Genomic DNA, 13,901 nt, shown 5'->3' on the forward strand with positions numbered 1-13,901 from the left:
CTGAAATGGAAGTCATTCTGCTGGAGCGCGTGGCCAAGCTTGGCCAGATGGGCGAAGTGGTCCGCGTCAAGGACGGGTTCGCCCGCAATTTCCTCCTGCCCTCGGGCAAGGCGCTGCGCGCCACCAAGGAAAACAAGACCCGCTTCGACTCGATGAAGGCGCAGCTTGAGACCCGCAATCTCGAGCTCAAGAACGAAGCCGCCAAGGTCGGCGAGAAGCTCGCCGGCACCACCGTCGTGCTCGTGCGCCAGGCGGGCGAGACCGGCCAGCTCTACGGGTCGGTGTCCACCCGCGACATCGCCGACGCGCTGACCGCGACCGGCTTCACCGTCGAGCGCCGCCAGATCGTCCTCAACCACCCGATCAAGTCCATCGGCCTGCACGCCGTGCCGGTCACCCTCCACCCGGAGGTCGAGGTGTCGGTCTACGCCAACGTCGCCCGCAGCGCCGAGGAAGCCGAGCGTCAGTCGCGCGGTGAAGACCTCTCCGTCCGTCGCGATGATGACGAGGACGAGGATGAGGATGAAGCCCCGGCCGAAGCCCCCGCCGAGGACGATGCCGAGGCGGAAGACGAGCAGGCCTGAAGTATTCCCTAGCGGAATACGCCAAATTGCGTAGCCCGGCCGCCTCGCGGCCGGGCTTTTTTGTTATGTCTGCAATCTGCGCGTGTTGCGGCAGGCCGTTTGTTGTGATGCAATGGTAAGCATCATCTAGATAAGCCCAGCGAATGGGCAGGCAGTTCTCCGTGCGGAGACTGGCCTCGACGGCTGGCCGCCGTATGACTGCCTGTGGTCGGAGTGGACCATGGAACGGTTGCTCTTGCAGGTCATCTCCCGCGTCGTCCGGCGCGGTACGCTCAGCGTCACCCTCGCTTCCGGCCGCCGCGCCAGCTTCGGCGACGGCACCGGCATCCCGCTCGCCATGCGCTTCACCTCGGTGCAATGGCAGCGCCGGGTCTGCCTCGATCCCGAACTGGCCTTGGGCGAGGCCTATATGGATGGCGGCCTCATTGTCGAGCAGGGCGACATCGCCGACATCCTCGCTCTGTTCATGGCCCAGGTCGGCCTGGCCGTGCCGAGCGTCAGCGCCAAGCTGTTCATGAAACTGCGCTTCCTGTTCCGGCGCCTCGCGCAGTTCAATCCGCGCGAACGCTCGCAGCAGAACGTCGCCCATCATTACGATCTCGACGGGCGGCTCTATTCGCTCTTTCTCGATGCCGACCGGCAATATTCCTGCGCCTATTTCGAGCGGCCGGACCAGACGCTGGACGACGCGCAGCTCGCCAAGAAGCGCCACATCGCCGCCAAGCTGCTGTTCGACCGGCCGGACCTCGCCACGCTCGATATCGGCTGCGGCTGGGGCGGCATGGGGCTGTATCTGGCGGAGAATGCCGGCGCCCGCGTCACCGGCGTCACCCTCTCGCAGGAGCAGCTCGGCGTCGCCCGCAACCGCGCGAATGAGCGCGGCCTCGCGGAGCGCGCCGCCTTCCGCCTGCAGGATTACCGCGACACGCCCGGCCCGTTCGACCGGATCGTCTCGGTCGGCATGTTCGAGCATGTCGGCGTCGGCCATTACGACGAGTATTTCGCGCGGGTGGCGGAACTGCTGACGGATGACGGCGTCGCGCTGATCCACTCCATCGGCCGCTCGGAAGGTCCGGGCATCACCAATCCGTGGATCGCCAAATACATCTTCCCCGGCGGCTATATCCCCGCCCTGTCCGAGGTGCTGCCCGCCATCGAACGTGCCGGGCTCTATGTCACCGACATCGAGATCCTGCGCCTGCATTATGCCGAGACGCTCAAGGCCTGGCGCGAACGCTTCCTCGCGCATCGCGAGGAGGTCGAGCGACTCTACGATGCGCGTTTCGTGCGCATGTTCGAGTTCTACCTCGCCTCCTCGGAAATGGCCTTCCGCCATCAGGGGATGATGATCTTCCAGGTGCAGCTCGCCAGGCGCGAGGGGGTGGTGCCGATGACGCGCGGCTACATCGCCGAGGCCGAGGCGGCGCTGAAGGCGATGGAGACCCGCCACCGGCCGGGCCTGCGGCTGGCGGGGGAATAGCGCGCGCCTCCTGTTACCGCATGGCTTGGCACTCTCCCGGTGCGGAATCGCGTCAAGCGGGATTCCGCTTTCCACAGGCCCTCCACAGGACAAAAATAGGACGCACGCGATTCGCCCGGACTCGTTCGCCGTGGTGGCGTTAGCTGTGAGCCAGCCCCAGCACACCCGGATACGCCATGCTCGATTCCCCCGCCCGCCCCTCGGCGGCGTCAGAAACGAATTTCCGCAGCGCGCCTCACAATATCGAGGCCGAACAGGCGCTGCTGGGCGCGATCCTGGTCAATAACGAAGCCTTCTACCGCGTCTCCGACTTCCTTGAGCCGCGCCATTTCTTCGAGCCGATCCACGTCTCGATCTACGAGACCACCTCCGCGCTGATCCGCGCCGGCAAGGTCGCGACCCCGGTTACGCTGAAGACCTTCCTGCCGGCCGATTTCGACGTCGGCGGCATGACGCCCTCGCACTATCTCGCCCGCCTCGCGGCCGAGGCGACGACCATCATCAATGCCGAGGATTACGGCCGCACCATCTACGACCTGTCGGTGCGCCGCGACCTGATCGCGATCGGCGAGGAGATCGTCAACGAGGCCTATGAGGCGGCGATCGACGCGACGCCGCAGGACCAGATCGAGGACGCGGAAAAGCGCCTCTACGAGCTGGCCGAGACCGGCCGCTATGATGGCGGCTTCCTGCGCTTCAACGACGCGCTGAAGGAAGCGGTGGACATGGCGAGCCGCGCCTTCCAGCGCGAGGGCCATCTGTCGGGCACCGCCTCCGGCCTCGACGACCTCGACCAGATGATGGGCGGCCTCCAGCCCTCGGACCTCATCATCCTCGCCGGCCGACCGGCCATGGGAAAGACCTCGCTCGCCACCAACATCGCGTTCAATGTGGCGGCGGCCTATCGCTCGGAGACGCTGCCGGACGGTTCGATCAAGGCGATCGACGGCGGCGTGGTCGGCTTCTTCTCGCTGGAAATGTCGGCCGAACAGCTCGCCACCCGTATTCTCGCCGAACAGGCCGAGATCGCCTCCTACAAGATCCGCCGCGGCGACATCACCGAGCACGAGTTCGACAAGCTCGCGAGCTGCGCGCAGATGATGCAGACCATCCCGCTCTATATCGACGACACCGGCGGCATCTCCATCGCCCAGCTGCGCGCCCGCGCCCGGCGGCTGAAGCGCCAGCGCGGTCTCGATTTCATGGTGGTGGACTATCTCCAGCTGCTCACCGGCTCGTCCAAAAGCTCCTCGCAGGGGCGCGTGCAGGAAATCACCGAGATCACCACCGGCCTCAAGGCGCTGGCCAAGGAACTGGGCGTGCCGATCATGGCGCTGTCCCAGCTCTCGCGTCAGGTGGAATCGCGCGACGACAAGCGCCCGCAGCTTTCGGACCTGCGTGAATCCGGCTCGATCGAGCAGGACGCCGACGTGGTCATGTTCGTGTTCCGCGAGGAATATTACCTCAAGGGCAAGGAGCCGAAGGAAGGCTCGGAGGAATGGTTCAAGTGGGACCAGGACATGAAGGCGGCACAGGGCATCGCCGAGGTCATCATCGGCAAGCAGCGCCACGGCCCGACCGGCACGGTGAAGGTCTCGTTCGAGGCGCAGTTCACGCGCTTCTCCAATCTGGCCCAGAGCGACCGCCTGCCGGAACATTGAGCCCCGCCCCAACCCGCCCGACCGAGTGCCCCGCGTGACCGACAGCCCCACCCCCCTCGCCGAAGCCGGCGGCCTGCTGACGATCGACCTCGGCGCCCTGCGCGCCAATTACGAGGAGATCGCCCGCCGCGTGGCGCCGGCGCGGGTGGCCGGCGTGGTCAAGGGCGATGGCTACGGCATCGGCCTCGTGCCGGCCGCCACCGCGCTCTGGGAGGCCGGCGCGCGCCAGTTCTTCGTCGCGCTGCTCGCCGAGGCGCGGGCGCTGCGTGCCGCGCTGCCGGAGGCCGAGATATTCGTGCTCAACGGGCTGTTTGCCGGCACCGAGGCCGTCTATCGCGATGCGAAGCTGCGGCCCGTGCTCGGCAGCGTGCCGGATGTGGCGCGTTGGCGGGATTTTTGCGCCGACATCGGCGAGCCGCTCCCCGCCGCCGTTCATGTCGATACGGGCATGAACCGGCTCGGCCTGTCGCCGAGCGAAGCCATCGGCCTTGCCGAGGGGCGCCAGGAGCTGGGATTCCCCATCGCCCTGCTGATGAGCCACCTCGCCTGCGCCGATGAACCCGACCACCCGCTCACCGCGCACCAGCTTGAGGATTTCCGGGCGGTGCGCGCGCTGTTCCCGGATGTGCCGGCCTCGCTCGCCAACTCGGCCGGCGCCATGGGCGATGCGACGCTGCATTTCGACCTCGTGCGGCCGGGCATCGTCATCTATGGCGGGCGCCCGCGAAACGACCTCGCCCCGCTCCGGCCGGTGGCGCGGCTCGATCTGCGCATCGTGCAGCTGCGCCATGTGCATGAAGGCGAAACCGTCGGCTATGGCGGCGCGCATACGGCGCTGCGGCCGAGCCGCGTCGCCATTCTCTCAGCCGGCTATGCAGATGGCATTCCGCGCCTTGCCGGGGCGTCCGATCTGCGTCCGGGCGCGGAGGCGGTGGTGGCGGGGCGGCGCTGCCCGTTGATCGGGCGCATCTCCATGGACCTGCTGGCGGTCGATGTCACCGATGTGCCGGAAGACGGCGTGCTGCCGGGCGACTGGGCGACCCTGCTAGGCGAGGGCCTCGGCCTTGAGGATCTGGCCCGCCATTCGCACACGATCGATTACGAGATCCTGACCTCGCTCGGCCAGCGCTTTCACCGCCGCTGGACGTAATGCGACTTCAGCCGGGCATCCGCCGGCAGGCCGTGGCGGACATGCTCGCGCACCGCCTGGACCATATCCTGGCCGTTCTCAAGCCAACTGGGCAGCACCACGGCGCGCCCGTCATCGAAAAGCACGTCCAGGCGAAGAACCGGCTGGTCGCTGTCGTTGTAACTCTTGCGGCTCAGCAGACCTTTGACGTCTTTCCACGCGACGAAGCGACCTGACCAAAGGTAAACTCCGTCACCGGTAACTTTGTACACAAACGAACGCCGCCAAAACCACAGCGCAAGACTGCCAATTCCACATGTGAGCGGCAGCAATATCAGCAGCCACATAAGGAAGCGGTTGTTGGGACGCGCGGTGACTTGTTCCATATCGATCCCGTAAGAGCGTGGGCGCGCCGCGTCCATACCATATTTCTGGTTTGTCGGTAATTTAGTAATGCAAGCAAAAAACATACCGATGACGGAACGCCTCGGCTGACCGGCCCGCACGCCCGCCTGAAGCTGGGCGCTTGAGGGGCGCCCATGTGGCCCGACTTGCCCTATGTCTCCGACCTCTGCATGACGGTCGGCATCGACGCGATTCGCGAGTATCCCATGGCCAAGCGCCCGGCTTCCTTCATCTGCCAGACCTGCGGCGCGGCTCACACGCGCTGGCAGGGACGCTGCGATTCCTGCGGCGCGTGGAACAGCATCGTGCAGGAGGAAGAGGCCGGCGGCTCGGTCCCGCCCTCGCAGCGGGCCAACCGGCGTGGCCGGCTGATCGCCCTGGAGAGCCTGTCCGGCACCTCCGAGGATGCGCCGCGCGTCTCCGTCGGCATCGGCGAACTCGACCGTGTGGCCGGCGGCGGGCTGGTGCCGGGCTCCGTGCTGCTGATCGGCGGCGATCCCGGCATCGGCAAGTCGACCCTGCTGATCCAGGCCTCGGCCGCCCTCGCCAAGGCCGGCCATCGCATCATCTATGTGTCGGGCGAAGAGGCGGTGGCGCAGGTTCGTCTGCGCGCCGAGCGGCTGGGCTTGGCCGACGCGGCGGTGGAACTCGCCGCCGAAACCAATGTCGAGGACATCGTCGCCACCCTTTCGGAAGGCCGCAGGCCCGCCATGGTGGTGATCGACTCCATCCAGACCATGTGGACCGACACGGTGGAGTCCGCCCCCGGCACGGTCACGCAGGTCCGCTCCTCCGCGCAGATCCTCATCCGCTACGCCAAGCGCGCCGGCGCCGCCGTCATCCTTGTCGGCCATGTCACCAAGGACGGGCAGATCGCCGGCCCGCGCGTGGTCGAGCACATGGTCGACGCGGTGCTCTCCTTCGAGGGCGACGGCGCCCACCAGTTCCGCATCCTGCGCGCCCAGAAAAACCGCTTCGGGCCGACCGACGAGATCGGCGTGTTCGAGATGACCGGCCTCGGCCTGCGCGAGGTGGCGAACCCGTCCGAACTGTTCCTGTCGAACCGCGACCGCGGCGCGCCGGGCACCGCCGTCTATGCCGGCATGGAAGGAACGCGCCCGGTGCTGGTGGAAATTCAGGCGCTGGTCGTCCCCACCAGCCTCGGCACGCCGCGCCGCGCCGTGGTCGGCTGGGATCCGAGCCGGCTCTCCATGGTGCTCGCGGTGCTCGAAGCGCGCTGCGGCGTGAAGCTCGGCGCCCATGACGTGCATCTCAACGTCGCCGGCGGCTTCCGCATCACCGAGCCGGCGGCCGATCTCGCCGTGGCAGCGGCGCTGATCTCCTCGCTCTCCGGCGCGGTGCTGCCGGCCGACGCGGTGTATTTCGGCGAGGTCAGCCTCACCGGCGCGGTGCGGCCCGTGCCCCATTCCCCGGCCCGGCTGAAGGAAGCGGCCAAGCTGGGCTTCGCCCGCGCGGTGGCGCCGGAGGGCAAGCCTGCCGGCCGGGACAGCGCCGGCGCACGCGGCGAGCCGCAGGAATCGCCCCTGCTGGTGGAAACCGTCGCCTCGCTCGGCGACATCGTCGCCGGCATCGCCGCGCTCGGCCCGAAACGCCCCCGCGCGCGGGATACGGAAGAGGGATGACGGCCCGCCTGTGCCGCGCTATACCTCGCGCGGCTCCAATCGGGGCCCCACGCCTTTGAGATTCGCCGCTCCCTCGTGGAGCCGCTCGGTCACGGTGCGCACGACTTGACGCTGCTCGATATCATCCTCATCGCCGTGATGGTGGTCTCCGGCCTTCTGGCCATGGTCCGCGGTCTGGTGCGCGAAGTCTTCGCCATCGCCTCCTGGATCATCGCGGCCGGGGTCACGCTCTACGCGTACCCGCTGGTTCTGCCCTATGCGAAGCAGTACATCGCCAATGACACCTTCGCCATGGCGGCAAGCGTGGGCGGCGTGTTCCTGCTGACGCTGCTGATCGTCTCGATCATCACCGTGCGCATCTCCGATCTGGTGCTCGACAGCCGCATCGGCGCGCTCGACCGCACGCTGGGCTTCCTGTTCGGCCTCGGACGCGGATTCCTGATAATGGTGGTGGCCTTCCTGTTCTTCAACTGGCTGGTCCAGAACGAGCAGGGCCAGCCCGACTGGATTCGTGACGCCCGTTCCAAGCTGGTCTTGCAAAGTGCCGGTGACTGGCTCATCTCCATTCTGCCGGAAGATCCCGAGAGCCTGATACGCGACATTCGCAACTCGCGGGATGCGGAGCCGACCGAGCCGCCGCCGGAGCCGTTCAACCCGGCTCCCTCGACGACACCGTCGGCGCCATAATTTGACCGCGCCTTCGGGGCACAGCGCCCCCGACGACGTGCGTTGCACTTGAGCAGTGGAAAGCGGCGCAGCCTTGAACTGCGCAGAGCGGAGCAATGGTCACATGGCCGATCTAGCCGTTGATGGCATGGTGCCGAAACCCGTCGATGCCAATGATCATTATGATGATTACGGGGACACGCTGCGCGAGGAGTGCGGCGTGTTCGGCATTTACGGGCACCCCGATGCCGCGGCGATCACCGCCCTCGGCCTGCACGCGCTGCAGCATCGCGGCCAGGAGGCAGCGGGCATAACCACTTATGATGGCCAGCGTTTTCACTCCGAGCGCCGCCTCGGACTGGTCTCCGACGCGTTCTCGGACGGCGAAGCGATCAAGCGCCTGCCCGGCCATATCGCGGTCGGCCATGTACGCTACTCGACCACCGGCGAGACCATCCTGCGCAATGTGCAGCCGCTCTTTGCCGAACTCGACGGCGGCGGTTTCGCCATCGCCCATAACGGCAACCTGACCAACGGCCTCAGCCTGCGCCGCCAGCTCATCCGCGATGGCGCCATCTGCCAGTCCACCTCCGATACCGAGGTGATGCTACACATGGTGGCCCGCTCCAAGCGCGGCCGCTTCACCGAGCGTTTCATCGACGCGCTACGCGCCATCGAGGGCGCCTATGCCTTTGTCGGCCTCACCAACAAGAAGCTGGTGGGCGCCCGCGACCCGCTCGGCATCCGCCCGCTGGTGCTCGGCGAGCTGGACGGTCACCCGATCCTGACCTCCGAGACCTGCGCTTTGGACATAATCGGTGCGCGTCACGTGCGGGACATCGAGCCCGGCGAAGTGATCGTCTTCTCCTCCGACAAGGTCGAGACGCTGCGCCCCTTCGGCGCGGTGAAGCCACGCCCCTGCATCTTCGAGTACATCTATTTCGCCCGGCCGGACTCGATCGTAGGCGGCCAGTCGGTCTATCAGGTGCGCAAGAATATGGGCATGCACCTCGCCGCCGAGGCCCCGGCCAATGCCGACCTCGTCGTGCCGGTGCCAGATTCCGGCGTGCCCGCCGCCATCGGCTATTCGCAGGCCTCGGGCCTGCCCTATGAGCTGGGCATCATCCGCAACCACTATGTCGGCCGCACCTTCATCCAGCCCACCCAGTCGGTCCGTGACCAGGGCGTGCGCATGAAGCATTCGGCCAACCGCGCCGTGGTAGAGGGCAAGCGCATCGTGCTGATCGACGACAGCCTGGTGCGCGGCACGACCTCGGTGAAGATCGTCCGCATGATGCGCGAGGCCGGTGCCCGCGAGGTGCATTTCCGCATCTCCTCGCCGCCGATCACCCACCCCGACTATTACGGCATCGACACGCCGGATCGCGACAAGCTGCTCGCCGCGACGCACGACCTAGAAGGCATGCGCCGCTATATCGGCGCCGACAGCCTCGCCTTCCTCTCCATCGACGGCATCTACAAGTCGATGGGCCATGAGGGGCGCGATCCGGTCAACCCGCAATTCACCGATCATTGCTTCACCGGCGAATACCCGACGCCGCTCACCGATCGCGCCGGCGAAGTGGCCCCGCGCCAGCTCTCGCTGCTCGCCGAAGCGAGCTGACCGGAGACGGGCGGACATGGTCGAGCTTTCCGAGTGGCATCGCGGACGGCTGATCGACCATGTCTCGCTGGTGGTCGCCGATTACGCCGCCAGCCGCCGCTTCTATGCGGCGGTGCTGGAAGTGCTCGGCGTGCCGCTGGTCGAGGGTGACGGCTATTTCTTCGCCGACGAGTTGTTCGTCTCGCCGGGCGAGCCCCTCACCGGGCGGGCGCATATCGCCTTCCAGGCGGGGGATGAGGAAACGGTCCGCCGCTTCCATGCCGCCGCCCTCGCGGCCGGCGGGCGCGACAATGGCGCGCCGGGCCCGCGCGCCTATCACCCCGGCTATTACGCCGCCTTCGTGCTCGACCCCGAAGGCAATAATATCGAGGCTGTCTTTCACGGCCCGCACCGGCGCTCCGCACCCTCGGTGGTGATGACGGACGCCCCCTAAGCTTCGAGGAACCGCCATGTCCGATCTTTCCGACGCGCGCCCGCTCGCCGGCCGCTACGCCCTCGTCACCGGCGCGACCCGCGGCATCGGTCAGGCGACCGCCCTCGCCCTCGCCGGCGCCGGCGCCCATGTGGTGGCCGTCGGCCGCACCTCCGGCGCGCTGGAGGAACTGGACGACGCGATCGTCAAGGCCGGCTCGACCGCCACCCTCGTGCCGCTCGACCTCAAGGACGGCGCGGCGATCGACCGGCTCGGCGGCGCGCTCTATGAGCGGTTCGGCAAGCTCGACATCTTCATCGGCAATGCTGGCGTGCTCGGCCCCATGACCCCCCTCGCCCAGGTGGAGCCGAAGGAGTGGGACGACGCGCTGGCGATCAACCTCACCGCCAACTGGCGGCTGGTGCGCTCGCTGGACCCGCTGCTGCGCCTCTCCACCGCCGGGCGGGTGGTTCTGGTGTCCTCGGGCGCGGCGCACAAGGCGCGGGCCTTCTGGGGCACCTATGCGGTCACCAAGGCGGGGCTGGAGGTGCTGGCGCGTACCTGGGCCAACGAGGTGATGAACATCTCGAACCTGAAGGTGAACCTGATCAATCCCGGCCCGGTCGCCACCAAGATGCGCGCCAAGGCGTTTCCCGGCGAGGACCCGAACACCCTGCCCGCCCCCGAGGACGTGGCCGAGGCCATCCTTGCCCTGTGCCTGCCCGGCTTCGAGCAGACCGGCCAGCTCTACGACTTCCCGACCCGCGCGCTCAAGGCGTTCCCGGTTCCGGCGTGAGGATGCGGCGGCGGGCGAAGATCGCCACCGCCACCACCACGCCGACCAGTTGCAGCAGCGCGCCCACCGCCTCCGGTACGCTCGGCAGGCGCTGCTCGAAGGCCAGGCCGTAGCCCAGCCCGAACACCGTCTCGGCAACGATCAGCTGCGCCGAGAGGGCCATGGGCAGGCGCTCGGAGGCGACCACCCAGCCATAGGTGCCGAGCCACGAGGTGACGACACCCATCATCAGCGCCCACAGGAAGAAGTTCTGGGTCGCCGGGGCGGCGAGATCCAGCATGGCCGGGCCGCTGGAGATGAAGGGCAGCAGCATCAAGGCCAGCGCGCCGCAGCCCACGCCCTGCACCCCGGTCCAGCGCAGCGCGTCCGGGGCGTCCGGGGCGCGCATGACCACGGCATTGACCATGCCATAGGCGATCCACATCACCAGCGCGAAGACCGACAGCGCGACGCCGACCAGCAGATTGCCGACCTCGCCGGACGGGGCCTCCTGCAGGCTGGCGACATTGACCACGCCAAGGCCGGCGGCGATCAGGCACAACGGCACGGCGAGGCGCCGCCACGGCAGCGAGCGTTCGCGAAAGTTCGCGGCGATGGCCAGCAGCACCGGCGCGGTGCCGGTGATCAGCGGCGGCAGCACCGCCCCCGCCAGCAGCACGGCATAGGAAATGGCGAGGAAATAGCCGAACGTGCCGACGGCGCCGAGCACCAGACCCGTCAGCAGCATCCGCCTGGACATGCCGGTGGGGCGGAAAAGCGGGATCGCCATCAGCGCCACGCTGACGATCCCGAAGATCAGGTAGCGGATGACGGAAATATCGAGCGCGGTGAACGGCTCCACCACGCGCGGCGCGATGAAGGCGAGCCCCCACAGCGCCCCGGTCATGAGGCCCGCAAGAATGCCGATCAGCATGGCAGTGACCAATTGAAGACGCCCACGCCGAAGAGGCGCGTCGCCGGATGCCGGATGGAGGGAAGGCGCCGTCCGAGGGACAGCGGAGGGAAGACGCAAATTATAAGCGCAGGACGGCATGCGAGCGAAGGAAAATCGTTTCGCCCGAAGAAACTGCAGCGCGAACTGTCAGGTGGCGCGACGCCGGCGGACTCTCGCCCGCCGGTTAGCCTCCCCTACTCCTTCTCGGCGTAGGGATTGTCCTTCTCGCGCAATGTCAGCCGGATCGGCACGCCCGGCAGGTCGAAGCTGGTGCGCAGCTTGTTGACCAGATAGCGCAGATAGCTCTCGGGCAGCGCGTCGGCGCGCGAGCAGAACAGCACGAAGCTCGGCGGGCGCGCCTTGGGCTGCGTCATGTAGCGCAGCTTGATGCGCCGGCCCGACACCGCCGGTGGCGGATGATCGCTGGTCATCTCGATCAGCCAGCGATTCAGCGGGTTGGTGGCGATGCGGCGGTTCCACACCTGGTAGGTCTGCTGGATGGCGCGCACCAGACGGTCGAGCCCGTCGCCGGTGAGACCGGAGACCATCACCACCGGGGCACCCTTGACCTGCGGCAGCCAGTGGTCGGCTTCCTCGCGCATCCGGGCCGCCATGCCCGGCTGGTCCTGCACCAGATCGGATTTGGACAGCGCCAGCACGACCGCCCGTCCCTCGCGCTCGGCAAGGTCGGCGATGCGCAGGTCCTGCTCCTCGAACGGGTGGGTGGCGTCGATCAGCACCACCACCACCTCGGCGAAGCGCGCGGCGCGCAGCCCGTCGGCAACGGAGAGCTTTTCCAGCTTGTCCTCGATGCGGGCACGCTTGCGCATCCCCGCCGTGTCGAACAGGCGCAGGGCGACGCCGTGATGCTCGATATCGACCGCGATCGAGTCGCGGGTGATCCCGGCCTCGGGTCCGGTCAGCAGCCGGTCCTCGCCGAGCAGGGCATTGATCAGGGTCGACTTGCCGGCATTCGGGCGACCGAGCACGGCGACGCGGATCGGGCGCCGGGCCCGCTCCTCATCGGTCTCTTCCTCCACCTCATCACCCTCATCGGCCACGAAGACCGAGAGGGCGCGGACGAGGTCCGCCATGCCGTCGCCATGCTCGGCCGACAGCTCCACGGGGTCGCCCAGACCCAGCGAATAGGCATCGAGCGAGCCCGCCTGCGAGCCCTTGGCCTCGGCCTTGTTGGCCACCAGAATCGTGTGTTTGCCGGACTTTCGGGCGAGATCGGCAAAGGTGCGGTCGCTCGGCGTGATGCCGGCCTTGGCGTCGATCAGGAACAGCAGAACGTCGGCGTCGTCGATCGCCGTCTCGGTCTGCGCCCGCATCCGCCCTTCCAGCGTCTCGGCCTTGGCCTCTTCCAGCCCCGCCGTGTCGATCACCCGGAAGGACAGATGACCCAGACGCCCCTCCCCCTCCCGCCGATCCCGCGTAACCCCCGGCCGGTCATCGACCAGCGCAAGGCGCTTTCCAACCAAGCGATTGAAAAGAGTGGACTTTCCGACATTGGGCCGGCCGACGATGGCAACGGTCGTGGTCATGGACGGCGCCTCCGAGCGCCTCACTGAGCCGGGGTCGCCGGCGCCGGCGTCTCCGGCGGGAGTTCATATTTGGCGGAATTGGCCGGCTGCGGCGGCGGCGCATTGTAGTCCACGCCCGGCACCCCCTCGGGGAACACGGGAGCGCGCGCGCCCGGCAGCGGTTTTTCCTTTTCCGTGAAGGGGTTCATCTTGTCGAGCGTCTCGCAGCCGGACACCGCCAGAGCGAGGCCGAGAATGGGCAGCAGCCCCAGAACGCGACGCAGCCGCGGCGAACGCGGCGTGGCAGGCTTCGTCATGGAGTTCTCCTCACTGGACAGCGGGCGCGGCGGCCGGAGCCGTCGCCCCCGCCGGAGCGGCCGTGGCGTCGGGCGGGACCTGCGCGCTGGCCAGCGTGCGCATCAGCTCCGCGCGACGGCGCAGGCCGGGCGGCGTCTGGCCATCGTCAAGGATGGTGGTGAAGGTCGCGCTCGCCGCCTTGTAGTCCCCGGCCTTGTACTGGGCGAGGCCGAGAAGCTCACGCGCGGAGTGCCGGAAGGCGCCCTGCGGTTCGTTCAAGGGGTTGATCCGCTGTTGAAATTCCGCGAGCGGCGCGGTGTCGACGAGCAGCATGGCCGCGCGCAGGCGCGCCACGTCCTGCATCAGCGGACCGATGCTGGAGTCCCCGGCAAGGGCATCAAACTCGGTCACGGCCGCCTTCGGGTCGGTCCCCGCCAGTTCGATGGCGGCCCGGAAGCGCGCCAGCGTGCGGTAACCGGCCGGCGCATCCTTCTCCATCGCGGCGAACGCGGCCTCCGCCTCGGCGGTCTTGCCCTGCGTCGCCAGTTGCATGGCCGCCTCGAAGCGGGCGCCGGCTTCCTGCGCCTGCTGGGTCTTCCACCACTCATAACCGCGCCAGCCGGCCACCGCGACGACGATCAGCACCGCTAGCGCGATGAGATAGACGCCATAGCGGCTCCAGAGGCGCGAAAACCGCTCTCGGCGAAGATCCTCGTCGATCTCGTGGAAAATATCGGCCATGTG

General features: G+C 67.9%; 14 protein-coding genes. 9 read left to right on the forward strand and 5 right to left on the reverse strand.

The window, feature by feature from the left end; translation table 11 throughout:
• Nucleotides 1-5: 5 nt before the first annotated feature.
• The 4 genes from rplI (at nucleotide 6) to alr (ending at nucleotide 4,875) form a co-directional block, all read left to right on the forward strand.
• Nucleotides 6-584 carry a 50S ribosomal protein L9 gene (rplI, locus tag KIP89_RS12650; RefSeq protein WP_213755796.1) on the forward strand — a complete coding sequence of 193 codons (579 nt, stop codon included), beginning with the start codon at nucleotides 6-8 and terminating at the stop codon, nucleotides 582-584.
• Between the two features lie 220 nt (nucleotides 585-804).
• On the forward strand, nucleotides 805-2,064 hold the full coding sequence (locus tag KIP89_RS12655) for a cyclopropane fatty acid synthase (RefSeq protein ID WP_213755797.1): 1,260 nt from the start codon (nucleotides 805-807) through the stop codon (nucleotides 2,062-2,064).
• A 176-nt stretch (nucleotides 2,065-2,240) separates the two neighbouring features.
• Entirely contained in the window at nucleotides 2,241-3,725 is a 1,485-nt protein-coding gene (locus KIP89_RS12660) for a replicative DNA helicase (RefSeq protein ID WP_213755798.1), read from the forward strand.
• A 34-nt stretch (nucleotides 3,726-3,759) separates the two neighbouring features.
• Complete coding sequence (alr, locus tag KIP89_RS12665; RefSeq protein ID WP_213755799.1) at nucleotides 3,760-4,875, forward strand: alanine racemase; 1,116 nt, start codon at nucleotides 3,760-3,762, stop codon at nucleotides 4,873-4,875.
• Here alr and KIP89_RS12670 read toward each other — a convergent pair.
• A complete protein-coding gene (locus KIP89_RS12670; protein WP_213755800.1) occupies nucleotides 4,857-5,240 on the reverse strand; it encodes a hypothetical protein in 384 nt (127 codons plus the stop codon). The two genes, alr and KIP89_RS12670, sit on opposite strands and share 19 nt — an antisense overlap.
• Nucleotides 5,241-5,465: 225 nt before the next feature.
• Between KIP89_RS12670 and radA the strand changes: the two genes are divergently transcribed.
• The 5 genes from radA to KIP89_RS12695 all read left to right on the forward strand — a co-directional run bounded on the left by radA (nucleotide 5,466) and on the right by KIP89_RS12695 (nucleotide 10,400).
• Nucleotides 5,466-6,902 (forward strand): DNA repair protein RadA, encoded by a 1,437-nt coding sequence (gene radA, locus KIP89_RS12675; protein WP_213756005.1) that lies wholly within the window; start codon nucleotides 5,466-5,468, stop codon nucleotides 6,900-6,902.
• A 105-nt stretch (nucleotides 6,903-7,007) separates the two neighbouring features.
• Entirely contained in the window at nucleotides 7,008-7,589 is a 582-nt protein-coding gene (locus KIP89_RS12680) for a CvpA family protein (protein ID WP_213755801.1), read from the forward strand.
• A gap of 103 nt (nucleotides 7,590-7,692) precedes the next feature.
• Nucleotides 7,693-9,192: an amidophosphoribosyltransferase gene (gene purF / locus KIP89_RS12685; protein ID WP_213755802.1), complete on the forward strand. Its 1,500-nt coding sequence runs from the start codon at nucleotides 7,693-7,695 to the stop codon at nucleotides 9,190-9,192.
• Between the two features lie 16 nt (nucleotides 9,193-9,208).
• On the forward strand, nucleotides 9,209-9,625 hold the full coding sequence (locus tag KIP89_RS12690) for a VOC family protein (protein WP_213755803.1): 417 nt from the start codon (nucleotides 9,209-9,211) through the stop codon (nucleotides 9,623-9,625).
• Nucleotides 9,626-9,641: 16 nt separating this feature from the next.
• Entirely contained in the window at nucleotides 9,642-10,400 is a 759-nt protein-coding gene (locus KIP89_RS12695; protein WP_213755804.1) for an SDR family NAD(P)-dependent oxidoreductase, read from the forward strand.
• On the opposite strand, the gene KIP89_RS12700 is transcribed toward KIP89_RS12695, so the two are convergent.
• From KIP89_RS12700 to KIP89_RS12715, 4 genes are all read right to left on the reverse strand, one after another.
• On the reverse strand, nucleotides 10,375-11,313 hold the full coding sequence (locus KIP89_RS12700) for a DMT family transporter (RefSeq protein ID WP_213755805.1): 939 nt from the start codon (nucleotides 11,311-11,313) through the stop codon (nucleotides 10,375-10,377). The genes KIP89_RS12695 and KIP89_RS12700 overlap by 26 nt on opposite strands.
• 215 nt (nucleotides 11,314-11,528) lie before the next feature.
• Complete coding sequence (der, locus tag KIP89_RS12705) at nucleotides 11,529-12,881, reverse strand: ribosome biogenesis GTPase Der (protein WP_213755806.1); 1,353 nt, start codon at nucleotides 12,879-12,881, stop codon at nucleotides 11,529-11,531.
• A 20-nt stretch (nucleotides 12,882-12,901) separates the two neighbouring features.
• Complete coding sequence (locus KIP89_RS12710) at nucleotides 12,902-13,177, reverse strand: hypothetical protein (RefSeq protein WP_213755807.1); 276 nt, start codon at nucleotides 13,175-13,177, stop codon at nucleotides 12,902-12,904.
• A gap of 10 nt (nucleotides 13,178-13,187) precedes the next feature.
• Nucleotides 13,188-13,898 (reverse strand): tetratricopeptide repeat protein, encoded by a 711-nt coding sequence (locus KIP89_RS12715; RefSeq protein ID WP_213755808.1) that lies wholly within the window; start codon nucleotides 13,896-13,898, stop codon nucleotides 13,188-13,190.
• Nucleotides 13,899-13,901: the final 3 nt, after the last annotated feature.

Origin of the sequence: Ancylobacter radicis, from assembly GCF_018449475.1 — a bacterium.
GTDB classification, from domain to species: domain Bacteria; phylum Pseudomonadota; class Alphaproteobacteria; order Rhizobiales; family Xanthobacteraceae; genus Ancylobacter; species Ancylobacter radicis.

What these genes read in the sequence shown, in the direction of transcription:
- purF (WP_213755802.1), top strand. Translation starts at nt 7,693, where the DNA reads ATGGCCGATCTAGCCGTTGATGGCATGGTGCCGAAACCCGTCGATGCC.
- der (WP_213755806.1), bottom strand. Translation starts at nt 12,881, where the DNA reads ATGACCACGACCGTTGCCATCGTCGGCCGGCCCAATGTCGGAAAGTCC.
- KIP89_RS12655 (WP_213755797.1), top strand. Translation starts at nt 805, where the DNA reads ATGGAACGGTTGCTCTTGCAGGTCATCTCCCGCGTCGTCCGGCGCGGT.
- KIP89_RS12660 (WP_213755798.1), top strand. Translation starts at nt 2,241, where the DNA reads ATGCTCGATTCCCCCGCCCGCCCCTCGGCGGCGTCAGAAACGAATTTC.
- KIP89_RS12670 (WP_213755800.1), bottom strand. Translation starts at nt 5,240, where the DNA reads ATGGAACAAGTCACCGCGCGTCCCAACAACCGCTTCCTTATGTGGCTG.
- KIP89_RS12710 (WP_213755807.1), bottom strand. Translation starts at nt 13,177, where the DNA reads ATGACGAAGCCTGCCACGCCGCGTTCGCCGCGGCTGCGTCGCGTTCTG.
- KIP89_RS12695 (WP_213755804.1), top strand. Translation starts at nt 9,642, where the DNA reads ATGTCCGATCTTTCCGACGCGCGCCCGCTCGCCGGCCGCTACGCCCTC.
- KIP89_RS12700 (WP_213755805.1), bottom strand. Translation starts at nt 11,313, where the DNA reads ATGCTGATCGGCATTCTTGCGGGCCTCATGACCGGGGCGCTGTGGGGG.
- radA (WP_213756005.1), top strand. Translation starts at nt 5,466, where the DNA reads ATGGCCAAGCGCCCGGCTTCCTTCATCTGCCAGACCTGCGGCGCGGCT.
- KIP89_RS12715 (WP_213755808.1), bottom strand. Translation starts at nt 13,898, where the DNA reads ATGGCCGATATTTTCCACGAGATCGACGAGGATCTTCGCCGAGAGCGG.
- rplI (WP_213755796.1), top strand. Translation starts at nt 6, where the DNA reads ATGGAAGTCATTCTGCTGGAGCGCGTGGCCAAGCTTGGCCAGATGGGC.
- KIP89_RS12690 (WP_213755803.1), top strand. Translation starts at nt 9,209, where the DNA reads ATGGTCGAGCTTTCCGAGTGGCATCGCGGACGGCTGATCGACCATGTC.